General features: G+C 68.2%; 10 protein-coding genes and 1 tRNA gene. 6 read left to right on the top strand and 5 right to left on the bottom strand.

Annotated features, from left to right (window positions below):
* Positions 1-160: 160 nt before the first annotated feature.
* Positions 161-1,594 (top strand): hypothetical protein, encoded by a 1,434-nt coding sequence (locus PPSIR1_RS10665; protein ID WP_006971051.1) that lies wholly within the window; start codon positions 161-163, stop codon positions 1,592-1,594.
* A 76-nt stretch (positions 1,595-1,670) separates the two neighbouring features.
* A complete protein-coding gene (locus tag PPSIR1_RS10670; protein WP_006971052.1) occupies positions 1,671-2,093 on the top strand; it encodes a YkvA family protein in 423 nt (140 codons plus the stop codon).
* An 18-nt stretch (positions 2,094-2,111) separates the two neighbouring features.
* Here the strand turns inward: PPSIR1_RS10670 and PPSIR1_RS10675 are convergent, their stop codons facing one another.
* On the bottom strand, positions 2,112-3,518 hold the full coding sequence (locus PPSIR1_RS10675) for an alpha/beta hydrolase (protein ID WP_006971053.1): 1,407 nt from the start codon (positions 3,516-3,518) through the stop codon (positions 2,112-2,114).
* 168 nt (positions 3,519-3,686) lie between these two features.
* Between PPSIR1_RS10675 and PPSIR1_RS42390 the strand changes: the two genes are divergently transcribed.
* Positions 3,687-4,634 (top strand): AraC family transcriptional regulator, encoded by a 948-nt coding sequence (locus PPSIR1_RS42390; protein ID WP_006971054.1) that lies wholly within the window; start codon positions 3,687-3,689, stop codon positions 4,632-4,634.
* Positions 4,635-4,775: 141 nt separating this feature from the next.
* On the opposite strand, the gene PPSIR1_RS10685 is transcribed toward PPSIR1_RS42390, so the two are convergent.
* Positions 4,776-5,690 (bottom strand): hypothetical protein, encoded by a 915-nt coding sequence (locus PPSIR1_RS10685; RefSeq protein ID WP_157595412.1) that lies wholly within the window; start codon positions 5,688-5,690, stop codon positions 4,776-4,778.
* A 93-nt stretch (positions 5,691-5,783) separates the two neighbouring features.
* Between PPSIR1_RS10685 and PPSIR1_RS10690 the strand changes: the two genes are divergently transcribed.
* Positions 5,784-6,206, top strand: a complete 423-nt coding sequence (locus PPSIR1_RS10690) for an ExbD/TolR family protein (protein WP_006971056.1) — start codon at positions 5,784-5,786, stop codon at positions 6,204-6,206.
* A gap of 52 nt (positions 6,207-6,258) precedes the next feature.
* Here the strand turns inward: PPSIR1_RS10690 and PPSIR1_RS10695 are convergent, their stop codons facing one another.
* Positions 6,259-8,859: a VIT domain-containing protein gene (locus PPSIR1_RS10695; RefSeq protein WP_045115781.1), complete on the bottom strand. Its 2,601-nt coding sequence runs from the start codon at positions 8,857-8,859 to the stop codon at positions 6,259-6,261.
* A 996-nt stretch (positions 8,860-9,855) separates the two neighbouring features.
* Here PPSIR1_RS10695 and PPSIR1_RS47670 point away from each other — a divergent pair.
* Positions 9,856-10,959: a hypothetical protein gene (locus PPSIR1_RS47670; RefSeq protein WP_157595413.1), complete on the top strand. Its 1,104-nt coding sequence runs from the start codon at positions 9,856-9,858 to the stop codon at positions 10,957-10,959.
* A 589-nt stretch (positions 10,960-11,548) separates the two neighbouring features.
* Here the strand turns inward: PPSIR1_RS47670 and PPSIR1_RS10700 are convergent.
* Both PPSIR1_RS10700 and PPSIR1_RS47675 read right to left on the bottom strand, forming a co-directional pair.
* Positions 11,549-11,621 (bottom strand) — tRNA-Ala (locus PPSIR1_RS10700).
* Positions 11,622-11,670: 49 nt separating this feature from the next.
* Positions 11,671-11,862, bottom strand: coding sequence for a hypothetical protein (locus tag PPSIR1_RS47675; RefSeq protein WP_006971059.1), 192 nt, complete (start codon positions 11,860-11,862; stop codon positions 11,671-11,673).
* A gap of 53 nt (positions 11,863-11,915) precedes the next feature.
* On the opposite strand from PPSIR1_RS47675, the gene PPSIR1_RS10705 reads away from it, so the two are divergent.
* A complete protein-coding gene (locus tag PPSIR1_RS10705) occupies positions 11,916-12,719 on the top strand; it encodes a TlyA family RNA methyltransferase (protein ID WP_006971060.1) in 804 nt (267 codons plus the stop codon).
* Positions 12,720-12,771: the final 52 nt, after the last annotated feature.

The following is a 12,771-nucleotide window of genomic DNA, read 5'->3' on the forward strand; positions in this document are numbered from 1 at the left end:
CTTTCCCGCCATCCACCACTCGGCCAGCTCGGCAGCCCTCGCCGCGGCAATTCTCGCGGCCAAGCGACGCAACTTTTCTTTCCCCGCTGGGTCGCGGCGCTTAGGATGGCGCGGTCAGGCGATTCTATTCATGCATGTCCCCCCTACTTCGCGTGTCTTTGTGTTCTCGCTCCTCGGTGCCCTGGGCGTTGGCTGCGGTGACGAGCCCGAGTCGAGCATCTTCGACTCGGGCGACGGCCTCGACACCCTCGACTCCGTCGACGACGGCAGCAGCGACGAGATCGGCGAGACCGGGCCCAAGCTCGACATGGGCAACGGCGAGGGCACCGGCACCGCCGAGGGCAGCGCCGAGGGGGGCGACGAGTGCCCGCCGCCCGAGGACACCGACGCCGCGCTGACCGGCGTCGTCTATGCCCCGAACTTCGAGATCCCCGTGTCCGGGGCGCTGGTCTGGGCGAGCAAGGACAAGCCCGACGGGATCCCGCAGACGGTCTACTGCGAGGCCTGCGTCGACCTGATCTGCGCCGAGACCCCGTGGACCCTCAGCGAGCCCGACGGCAGCTTCGAGCTCAACCTCGACTCGGGCACCTGGTGGGTCGCCGTGCAAAAAGGGCAGTTCCTCAACATCAACGAGATCGAGGTCGCCCCCGGCTCGACCAACCTCGGCGCGACCTTGACCAGCCTGCCTGGCCAAAACGAGCCCGCCAACGACCGCTACATCCCCAAGATCGCCGTCGCCCTCGGGAGCTACGACCGCCTCGAGGACGGCCTGGGCAAGCTCGGCCTCGGCGACACGCAGATCAACATGAACACCTACTCGGAGTCGCTGATCAGCGGCACCGAGCAATTCGACATCTGGGACAACGGCGGGGCCTTCGGCACCAACCTCGACATCATGGGGGACTTCGCCCAGCTCGTGCAGAACTACCCCTTGCTCGAGCAGTACCACATCATCTTCGTGCCCTGCTCCAACGACCTCGCCCTGTTCGGGCTCGACGATCAGGCCAAGGCCAACGTCCGCGCCTGGGTCGAAAACGGCGGCAAGTGGTACGCCTCGGACTGGTCCAACGAGTTCGTCGAGGAGGTCTTCCCGCAGTACCAGGAGTTCTTCACCGAGCTCGGCTCGGCGGACCTGGGCGGGGTCTACGACTCCACCGGCACCGTCCTCGACCCCGACCTGCTCGAGTGGCTCGACGCGCTGCCCTACGCGCTCAAGGACATCAACCCGCAAAACGGCGGCGGCGGCTTCCCGACCATCAACGACCTCCCGCTCATCGAGACCGTCGACAACTGGTCCGGGGTCGCGGCCACGCCGGCGATCCTGGTCGAGGACGGCATGGGCGGCACCGTCGACGTCGGCCACAAGACCTGGGTCGAGGGCCCCGGCGACGGCTTCACCATCCCCGGCGGCAACCATCCCCTGACCATCAGCGCCGAGTACGGCTGCGGCAAGCTGATGTTCACCACCTATCACATGGCCGAGGGCAGCGACACGTACATCGGGCTCACCCCCCAAGAGCTGGTGCTGCTCTACCTCATCCTCGAGATCGGGGTGTGCCAGGTCCCCTACGAGCCCCCGCCGCCCATCGAGTAGCCGCCCCAAAACGCCGTGCTGCATCGCGGATGACGGCGCGGGCGCTCTTGCCCGCGGGCCCGCGCTATCATGGCTCATGTCCTTCGTCGCTCCCGACTATCGCGCGGAGCTGCGTCGCTTCGTGCATGGCTACGCGGGCGCGCACCAAGACGCGATCTTGAGAGCCGGCGACGTGTTCGACTTCTACTCGTCGCTGATGACCGACGAGCGCGTCCGCGGCGACGCCCGCGGCCTCGTCGCCGCCGTGCTCGCCTACTTCGTGGTCCCGGACGACGTGCTGCCCGAGGAAGATCTGGGGCCCTACGGCCTGCTCGACGACCTCTTCCTCGCCGCCCACGTGTTCCGCATGCTCCGGCGCCAGCTCGCGCCCGAGGTCATCGCCGACGCGTGGGCCGAAGACGACGAGATCACCAAGGTGATGGACGTCGTCTACAGCGAGAGCCGCGGCGCCCTCGGCAAGCTGCGCCGGGACGTGCTGCGGGTGGCAGGGCTCAGCTGAACCGAGCCACCTGGCGTCCTAGATATTGGAGTCGATCCAGTCGAACACGCGGTGGGTGGCGACGCCCGAGGCCCCGGGCTGGACGTGGAACTGCGCGGCCTCGGAGGCCGTGAACAGGAGGTAGTCCTTGTCCCCCGGCAGGGCCTCGAAGAGCTCCGGCGACTGCCCCCAGGTCTCGGCCTCGGCGTCGACGACGAGCACCTTGGCGGTGATCATCGACTCTTGCCCGGTCAGGCTGAACTTGCGGACCTCGTGGATCAGCGCCGCGGGCGTGTCGACGCCGTGGTGCCACATCGAGTCGATCACGCCCCAGCGGATCAGCTCGCTGTGCTCCATCAGCTCCTCGATGGCGGCGTTGAAGGCCTCTTCGTCGGTGTCGACGAGGCCGGGGAGATCGGGGTCGATCTCGGCGAAGAAGCCCTCGTAGATCTCGTTCCAGCGCAGCACCCCCGGGTTGACCACGAGCAGCGAAAGGCGCGGCTCGAAGGCCGCCGCGCGGGTCCCGAGGAAGCCGCCCATGCTCAGGGCGATGTAGCCGATGCGGTCGGGGTCGACCTCGGGCTGCTGCTCGACGAAGTCGACGGCGGGCGAGACCACGGCCTCCCAGTCGTGGCGAAAGGGCAGGCCCTGGAGGCGCAGGACCTTGCCCATGCCCGGGCCGTCGAACATCAGCACGTGGTAGCCCCGACGCAGCGCCGCGTCGGCGACGAACTTGCCGTCCTCGGCCCAGGCGTCGCGGCCCTCTTGGAACAGCAAGACCGGCGCCGGCTCGCCGCCGGTGTCGGCCCGGCAAAAGTAGGCCGGCAAGGTCGTGTCCTCGTAGGGGAAGGTGACCGACTCGCAGGGCGAGTCCGAGAGCTCGAGGTACTTCTCGAAGCGCTCGACGGCCCGCTCGGCGAGCACGGGGACCTCGGGGTCCGTGGGGTCGCCGTGGCGATGGAGCGCGGCGCGATAGTAGGTCGCGGCGCGCAGGTAGGCGTCGGCGGCCGAGAGCGCGTGGCCCTCGGCCTCGCTCGCGCCGGCGAGGGCGTCGAGGCGCTCGGCGGTCAGCTGCCACTCGTGGGGCCAGCTGGTGTCGTCCGTGCCGTCGATGCGGCCGAGGGTCTCGAGCACCTCGGCGACGTCCGCGGACTGGTCCCAGGCGTGGCCGAGGTAAAAGAGCGCGACCTGATCGAGGATCGGATCGCCGAGCTCGAGCTCCCACCAGTTCCCGCCCGCGGCCTCTCCCTCGTCACCTGCGTCCCCTGCGTCTGGATCGCAGCCGGTCTCGTCGCCGCCCCCGTCGGCCGTCGCCGGTCCGCCCTGACAACCGAGGGCGGTCAGGGCCCACAGGGCGCAGCCCAGCAGTCCCGCGACCCGGCGCGGCCGCGGCTCGCGGAGGGTGTTGGGGTCAGGCGTGATCTCGCGTGAATTAACAATGTTCATCGTGATGCTTCCTCGCGGCTCGCGGACGTGCGGTGACACCTCCGCGCCATTGCGGGGTTGAACACGGCGACCGGGCCGGCCCTCTGAGCCTGGTCGCGACGAAGGACCCACGCATGACAGTTCCCGACAACGATCGTCCAGTTTGCGACACCCTCCGGAGCCCCCGCGGTGCGTGATCAGGAGAGCGCCCTGCGTCAGGATCGCGACGCCATCCTCGCGGGCTGCGAGGTCCTCGGCCTCGACCTCGCGGTGCTGCGCGAGTGCCCGGACTTTCCCTCGCTGTGGCGCGCGATCGCCATGCTCGCCCGCGATCGCCACGCGCCCTTTTGGGTCGGGGCGGCCGTGCCCTTTGGCTACTACGAGGCCATCGACTACCTGTGCGCGGCGTCCTCGACCGTCGGCCAGGCCCTGCGCGCCCTCGCCCGCCACTACCGGCTGATCAGCGCCAAGCTCGAGCTCAGCCTCGACGACGCGACCTTCACGCTGCAGCCCACGCAGGGGCACCCCATGCAGCGCGAGGTGATCAGCAGCTACGCCGCCGGCCTCGTGCTCGCGCGCTTGCGCAGCAAGGTCCGCGCCGGGCTCGAGCTCGAGCGCGTCGAGCTCCTCGGGGAGGCCTCCGAGACCTCGCCCGCCCTCGCCCGTGAGCTCGACGCCCCGTGCAGCTTCGGCCACGAGCGCGCGCGCGTCGTGTTCGCGCCCGGAGCCGTGACCCAACCACTGCGCGGCGCCCAGCCCGAGCTGAGCGCGACCCTCGAGCGCTACGTCGACGAGCTCGGCCAGCGCCGCTACGCCGACGCCGACCCCCTCGTACGCGTCCGCGAGGCCCTGCGCGCCGAGCTCGAGCAGGGCGAGGCCTCGCTCGAGAGCGTCGCGCGGCGCCTCGGCGTCGGCGAGCGGACCTTGCAGCGCAAGCTCGCCCGGGCGGGCCTCGGCTTTCGAACCCTGCTCGCCGAGCAGCGCCTCGCCTGGGCCGTCTCGCTGCTCGAGTCCCGCGAGCTCGGCATGTCCGAGATCGCCTTTCGCATGGGCTACAGCGAACAGAGCGCCTTCACCCGCGCCTTCAAGCGCTGGACGGGCTCATGCCCGACCCGCTACCGACGACGCCTGTCTTGAACCGTCCGACGCTGCCAGGCAACACCCCCCCGGAGGGGGGTGACCGCATGCGTCCTGGGAGGCACGAGCCCCATTGCCTCACAGCCACAGCGAGGAGCGGACAGCGACGAAGGTCCCCGGTCCCCGATGGCTGTGGGGGCATCAGAGCTCGTTGTTGCGGGCGTCGTTGCAGACCTTCTCGCCGCCGGACAGGGGCGTGGTCGTGCAGCGGTACTCGCCGGGGCCTTCCCAGTAGGCGTCGGCCTCGTTCCAGCGGCACTCGCGGTCGGACTCGCAGGCGAGCAGGCAGACCTTGCTCTTGATGGTCGGGACGATGACCCCGTCGCCCTCGATGGTCTTGTCGACGAGCACGTGGCCCTCGGGGCAGGTCGTGTCGGCGTCGTAGTCTCCGATCGGGCCCGCCGGGCACAGGGCGCCGCCCTCGCACTTGAGCGAGATCATCTGGCAGTCGCCGCCGGCGGCGTAGACCAGGTTGCCGCCGAGGTACTCCCACGAGCGGTTGCAGCCGACGGCCATGCTGGCGGGCGGGGCCACGTTGTCGCAGTTTTGGATGTCGCCCTCGCTGACGTTGAACTGCGGATCGATCTCCTCGCCGTTCTCGTACACGGTGCAGGCCGCGTGCACGCCCATGTCGTTGATCGTGCACGAGGTGGTGCAGCCGTCCATGCTGTCGGCGTTGCCGTCGTCGCAGTCCTCGCCGGGATCCATGACCCCGTCGTTGCAGGTCGCGAGCACCATGGAGCAGTCCTCCATGCAGTCCTCGGCGGCGTAGGGCGGGTACTCGGTCTCCTTGTTCCCGTCGTCGCAGACCTCCCCGTCGTCGATGACACCGTTCCCGCACAGGGGGTTGGCGTCGTCGGTCTCGTCCTCGGTCGTCTCCGCCTCCGTCCCGTCGGTGGTGTCGTCGGTGGTCTCGTCGGTGCTCGCGTCCGAGCCGTCCTCGGACTCCGTCGCGGCCTCGTCGGCCGCCTCATCGCCCCCGTCGTCGGAGGGGCAGGCAGTCAGGGACAGGGCCAAAACGAGGGCCAGCGAGCTCGCAAGGGAAGTTCGAAGCATGACGAGGAGCATCACCCACCGCACGACGCGCCAGAGTGACCGGGATCACAAAATGGCTATCCAAGCTCCGGCGAGCCTGCTAAAAATCGGCGCGTGAGCCTCCCCGAAGGTGATGGGCTGTCGACCGATACGGTCGCCGAGATCAACGTGACGCCGATGATCGACGTGTTGATGAGCCTGCTGATCATCTTCCTGGTCGCCGCCAAGCCGCCGGCCAAACACCAGCAGCCCATCGCGATCCCCAAGGACGCGCCGCCGCAGACCGAGAACGACCCCAACGCGACCTTGCTGGTCAAGATCGACGCGGAGGGCAAGGTGTCCGTGGGCAAGACCGCCGTCGCGCCCGGCAAGGACGCGCTGGTCCAGGCGCTGAAGGACAGCGAGAAGGCCCAGGCCGACGGCAAGGTCGCGGTCAAGGCCGACGGCAAGGTCAGCTACGGCGCGGTCATCGACGTGATGGCGGCCGCGCGCGAGGCCGGGATCAGCTCGGTCGGCATCGCCTCCGAGCGCCTCTAAACGAGACAGCCCGCTCGAGTGAGCGGGCCGTCGTGTTCGCGCGAGCGCTCGCTCAGCCCGGCGAGAGCTTGAAGGGGTAGACCACCTCGACGGTCGAGCCCTTGGGCTTGGGGAACTTCCAGCGCTCGACCTTCTTGGCGATGCAGGTGCCCAGGTCGGCGTAGCCCGTGTCGTTGGACTGGACCTTGGCGACCATGACCTTGCCGTGGGCGTCGATCATGAACTTGATGGCGATCGAGCCGGACGCGTTCGGGTCCTTGGTCAGCGTCGCGTTGTAGCAGCTGCGGACCTCGTTGATGTGGGCCCGGACGATGCGCCGGATGATGTCCCTGTCGAGGCTGCCCTTGACCTGCGCCTTGGCCTGGCGAACCTTGGGCACGCGCTTGCCCTGGCCGCCGAAGCCCGCGCCCGAGCCCCGGCCGTAGCCTGAGCCGGTCCCGCCGCCGCCGCCCTTGCCGATGAGCCCGGTGTTGCCCAGGCCGATGGTGCCCTGCCCGGTCCCGCCGCCGCCGCGACCGGTCCCGACCAGGCCCAGCCCGCCGACGCCGTAGGCCTCGCCGACCTCGCTGCCTTGGAAGCTGCCCTCGGGGAGCTCGAGGGGCTGGACGACGGTCTTGGGCGAGCCGTCGGCGCCCGCGACCACGCGCTCGTCGACCGCTACGAACGCGGTGTACTCGGTCATGATCCGGTGCTGCAGGGCGACGTCGATCACCGCCTGCTTGGTCTCCTTGCCCAGGGGCGACCACGGATCGGGGCGCATGGGGTAGCCCATGAGCGCGTCGATCTTGGTCCGGGCCCAGACCGAGCCCACGCCCTCGACGTCGTCGGCCTTGGCCACGTCGAAGTGCACGGGCAGCTCGATGGTCTCGACGCCCTCGGCCGTGCGCGCCTTGGCCTTGATCACGATCTCCCCGGTCGGCGCCCCGGCGTAGCGGCCGAACACGGTGATCGGCTGGCCCGCGAACAGGTCGGGGATCTTGCCCGGGTAGACCTCCTCGACCGCCAGGCCCTGCCAGTCGATCTCGACGTCGGTGAGCACGGGGGTCGCGACGCGCTCGTAGAAGCGCTCGATGACCGGGTCGGCGGGCTCGTCGTAGCCGGCGTAGGTCACCGCCCCGCGACCCACGGAGGCCATGCCGTCGAGCAGGTAGCGGTTGGGCGCCCCGCCGACCCCGAGGCTGAACAGCCGGGCGTCGCCGATGTTGTCGTCGATGAGCTCGAAGATGGCCTGCTCGTTGCCGATGTAGCCGTCGGTCAAGAACATGACCACGCGCAGGCGATCGGGGTCATGGGGCACGCGCAGCGCCGCCTTGATGCCCTCGGTCATCTGGGTCCCGCCCATGCCCTGCATGGCGTCGACGTAGTCGACGCCCGCTTCGATGTTGTCCTGGGTCGCGGGCAACAGCTTGTTCGACAGCCCCGAGGCCGACTCGCTAAAGCGCAGCACGGTGAAGGTGTCGTCGGGGCGTATGTCCTTTAGCGCCTTGCGCATCAGGCCCTTGGCCGTGTCCATGGGCAGCCCGCCCATGGAGCCCGAGTTGTCGACCACGAACACCAGCTCCCGGGCCACGGCCTGCTCGTCGGCGACCTGCTCGGGGGGCTGGACGGTGAGGGTGAAGTAGCCGTCGCCGCCCTCGCTAGTCGGCGGCTGGGCGACGATCGCCGCCTTGGGCTGGTCGCGCCCCAGATCCCAGCTGACCACGAAGTCCCGGTTGGCGACCACCGGCGCGCCGTCGCTGTCCGCGTCGAGCTCGATGGCGGCCACGTCCCCCGAGCGCATGATGTCGATGCCGTGGAACTTGGACTGGATCCGCCGCGGCCGCAGCCCGGTGTCGATGACCACCGAGGCCTCGACGTGGGCGCAGGTCGTGAAGCCCTCGGGGACGACCGGCGCCGTGATCCGCGAGGCGTCCGGGACCTCGTCGGTGTTCGGCGCGATCCCGGTGTTCTCCCCAGGCGCGGGCTGGCGATGCTGAGCCAGCGGCGTCCCCGGGATGAAGCGCGGCCCGACCACCGTGGGCAGGACCAGCTCGTAGCGCCCGTCCTCTTGCTCGAGGGGCTGGACGACGTGCATGGACACCTCGATGGTCTGCCCCGGCGGGATGTTGGCGACGCGCTGGGTGAAGATGTTGGGCCGCTCTTGCTCGAGCAGGCCCGCGGCCTTGCCGGCCTTCTTGGCGTCCTCGTAGGTCTGCTGCGCGTCCTCGCGGGTCTTCATCTCCCCGCGGATCGTCCGCTCGCCCAGGGTCAGCGCGTAGTCGTCGACGGCCGCGTCCTCGTGCAGGGGGAACAGGTAGACGGCCTCGATGGGCTCGTCGAAGGGGTTGGCGAAGGTCTGGACCACCTCCGTCTCCGCGATCGTCCCCACGACGACGGTGTCGAAGCTCGTGCCCTGCAGCGGAAGCGCGAGCAGCTTCCCGCCCTGCATGACGTGCATCGCCCCCGTCTCGGGATCGGCGTTGGGATCGGCGACCTCCCACGCCTCCTGCCGCGGCCCCCCGTCCTTCCAGCAGCGCAGGTCCTCCTCGTGGGTCTCGACGGGCTCGAAGCGGTCCTCGTCCTCGCCGTAGATCGGCTCGACCTCGCCCTCCATCGCCGGGATCAACGCCTCGTCAAACTCCTCGTCGAGCTCCGGCGCGTCCGTATCCGCCATCTCCGCCCCGTAGGGCGTACACGCGCAAAACAACGTGCTGATGGTCAGGCCGACGATGGGCAGCCAAATCGAGGATCGGGACGCGGGGGGGGCTGGAGTCGACATCATGGGGCCTCGCTCCCCCACGACACGTGCTCGGCTGCTTGGTTCCGAGGCTTTCTCGGGGTGGGTTTTTGGTGTTCTCGGGGTTTGTGGTTGCAGTTTGCTGGCGCTTGGGTCGGGCCGGCGGTGCTTGGGTGGCTCCGACGGTGCCCCGCGGCCTGTTCGGCGGGCGCCCTCCCCACTCCTGCGCCCGAGCCGAGCCGCGTCGGGACGCTCTTCCAGGGCTGTAGGCGGCTCGATGCTCGTCGCAGGGACCCCTCCCACCGAGCGGCCTGCTCTCGGTTCGCAACCTGAGTGCTGGGGTCTCGGACGCAGTGCGCCTGGGATCGTGATGCCCACCGAGCCGATCGGGTAGAGTTGCTCCAGAGATGTGTGCGTGCGGTGATTCGAGAGATCTCGTCGCCAAGATTTGCCGAACTCTCGGATGTCCAGAGAGGGCCAAACGCCGTTTTGTGTTGCTCAGTTCGGATATTCTCGTAAGTTTTGAGGTTTTCAGTGACGCAGGTTGCACATCTTATTCGGAGACCCAGAGTAGTCCGAATGGCAGAGAGTCAACGCCACAAAGTCACGAAAAATCGGGAGGCCGGTGCTACGGGGTCGACAGAGTGCTCGGTGAGTCCATCGAACCCAAGCGACCGACGACGACTCGACGCATGCGGGCCGACTCGAAAACGGGTCAAGGAAGTCGTCACCAGCCCCGACCCAAGCAATTTTAGGCGAGCCGCCCGCAATCTCCGAGATGCCGAAGGCGCGAACCAACGGGTGATGATCGTCCCGACGAAGAAGGACTTCCCCAAAGCGGTCCGGGCAATGAAAGAGGCCGGTGTCGGCGGCACCATCCGAACACCCCGTGGCAGCGTCACGACAGTCCGCAAACCCAGGACTTAATCGACGATGGGCTCCAATAACCGCACCGTCCTTTTCCCTCTCGCATCGAATGCCAAAGCGCTTCTTGCAGGGAACCCCATAGCGTCTGTCCGCCGCCGCCTCAAACTCAGCTCCCTGTTCTTCGACAAGGTATTCGTTGAGAGTGGCCAACTCTGGATCGCGGCAGGTCCGACTGGCAATTTTACGGTCAATCAACCGGCTGGAAAAAACGGCTACCGTTGGCAGTCCTCCGCGACCCGCAAGCAGGGGGGAGAACCTGTCCGAGTCTATGTTCGTGTGGGGAGCGAACCGACCACACCGTGGGGCCAAGCAATGCAAACGGAGACGACCATCAACTGGCGCCCGACATTTGAGCCATTCAAGGAAGAGTTGCCATCGGAGGCCTCAAGTTGGCTGCACTTCATCAAGGTCAGGGAGGGCGCACGCCTGAAGAAGCTCGCCAAAGCAGGCTACCGGGCAGCTGACCGAGTTGTGGCAATACGACAACGTCTTCCCGACCCGATGGTCCGAAGCCAGGTTCTCCGAGGTCTGAACCGCGACCTTGCGGCGAGCGGGCTTGGGGGCGCCGCCATCAGCGTTGACGCCGAGCATCGAAAGGTTCTTGCTTGCTGTCGCAGCCTAGGCACAGCGATACCGGTCTGCGGACCCTCATCCCTACGACTGCTGTTTCCCCGGGTCGAAGACCTATCCTGGAGCGAGATCGCTGAGCTACGCGACCATAAGGATATCAATGCTTTTCGAAAGATCCTCATCGAGATCGAAGTTGCAGCAGCGGAACTCGAAGCAAAGAAGTTCGACGATGCAGTCCACAAAGCGTATCTGCGGGCCGTCGCGGACGCTGAGCGACGAATGAACGGCTCGACCCTGCGTCGACTCGGTCTTGCGACCTTCGGCTTGATCACAGGAACCTTGTTGGACATGGCGCTAGGGGTTCCTGGTGTCGGTGGAGTGCTCGGGCTCGGCCTTGGTGAGGTGACCGAGCGCGGACTGAAGATTGCCTTCACTCCGAGGTGGCAAGCGTTTGACCGGAGCCTACGCGACCGACTCGAGACCAAACCCCTGATGGCCAAGCCGACTCAACGGGTGCTACCAGCGGCCGGGGATGTTTGATCTGTGCGTCAGCCCTCGACCCACGCACCTTCTGGTGGCGACTGCATCCGGCGGGGTGGGTTGAACCCGTGCTGCATGCGGCGAGGTCGTTCAACCACTGCTGCATGTGGCGGGGGGTGGGTCGAACCCGTGCTGCATGCGGCGGGGTCGTCCAACCACTGCTGCAGGCAGCCCGGGTTGGAGAGCAGGCTGGTTTTCCCCATGAGGTGCTATCGAGAGGCCCTCGACAGCGCTCGCCCCGACGATGAATCGTGCTCGCTTCGCTGCGCGCGATTCATCCACCTCACGCTCGCTTCGCTCGCTGCGGCTCCGGTCACGGGGCGACGGGGAGAAATGTTTTGGCGGGGATGAGGAAGGTGCTCGGTTCGTGGCCGGCCCCACCCAGCCACGTCTAACCACATCCAACCCCGCCCAGCCACGCCTCCTCCACACGAAAACCACGCCCACATGAAACCCACGCCCCTTTTAGGGGCGACCACATGCCCCCTCGCAGGCACGAACGAGTTTGAGGACGAGCCGCCCCCAGTCCCGAACGCATGCGGGGTCCAAAAAGGAAAAAGGTCTTGGCCGATTCTCGGCCAAGACCTTTTGGAGCTGAGGGGGATCGAACCCCTGACCTTCGCATTGCGAACGCGACGCTCTCCCAGCTGAGCTACAGCCCCGGGGGCGCAGAAGCTAGCCGAAGGCGGAGGGTCACGCAAGGATCGGAACTCAGCTTTTGTCGGTGTCCGGCGAGGCGACGCTGCGGGGAGCTCGCCAAGCCGAAACAGCGCCCCAAGCGGCCATGCAGGCGATTCCCAGTACGATCAGCCACAGCAGCTGCTCCCCGTCCCCGGTCTTGGTCGTGATCCAACGCAGCTTCTCGGCCCACGCGCGCCAGGCCGGGGTGGAGAGAGCGAGCACGGAGCGAGCCTAGCACTCTGGCAGGGCTGGGTTGGCTGTGAGAAAAGCCAGGCATGGCCAAGGCCAAGGCCAAGAAGGCGCGCATCGACAAGCTCCTCGTCGAGCGTGGGATCTGCGACAGCCGCAGCCGGGCGCAGGCGCTGATCCTCGCGGGCGAGGTGGTCGTGGGGGACCACGCGGTGGACAAGGCGGGGGCGATGGTCGACGTCGAGGCGCCGATCCGCCTCAAGAGCGGTTCGGCCGCGCTCAACCCCTTCGTATCCCGGGGCGGGCTCAAGCTCGACGGGGCGCTGAAGCACTTTGGCGACGTGCCCGTGACGGGGCGGGTGTGCGTGGACGTGGGCGCGTCGACGGGCGGGTTCACGGACTGTCTGCTCCAGCGCGGAGCCGCGCGGGTCTACGCCATCGACGTGGGCTACGGGCAGCTGGCCTGGAAGCTGAGCCAGGATCCGCGGGTGGTCGTGATGGATCGCCAGAACATCCGCGAGCTCGAGCCCGGGCAGATCCCCGAGCCGGTCGAGCTGGCCGTGGCGGACTGCTCGTTCATCTCGCTGACCAAGGTGCTGCCCCACCTCCCGCCGATCCTCGCTCCCAGCGCGCAGCTGGTGGTGCTGGTCAAGCCGCAGTTCGAGGTCGGGCGCGAGCGCGTGGGCAAGGGCGGCATCGTCCGGGACGCGGCCGCCCGCGCAGACGCGCTGCGCGAGGTCGAGGCCCACGCTCGCGGGCTGGGCTTTTCGACGCTGGGCTCGGTGCCCTCGACCATCACCGGGCGCGAGGGCAACCAAGAGTGGCTGCTGCGCCTGCGCTGGGACGGCCGGGACGAGCTACCCACACCGGCACACAACGAGCACACCTGACGCGGCGCCGCGCCGCCCCGGCTGTGTAGCCGGGTGGACCCTCCACGCGCTT

The organism is Plesiocystis pacifica SIR-1, assembly GCF_000170895.1.
Classification (GTDB): Bacteria; Myxococcota_A; Polyangia; order Nannocystales; family Nannocystaceae; genus Plesiocystis; species Plesiocystis pacifica.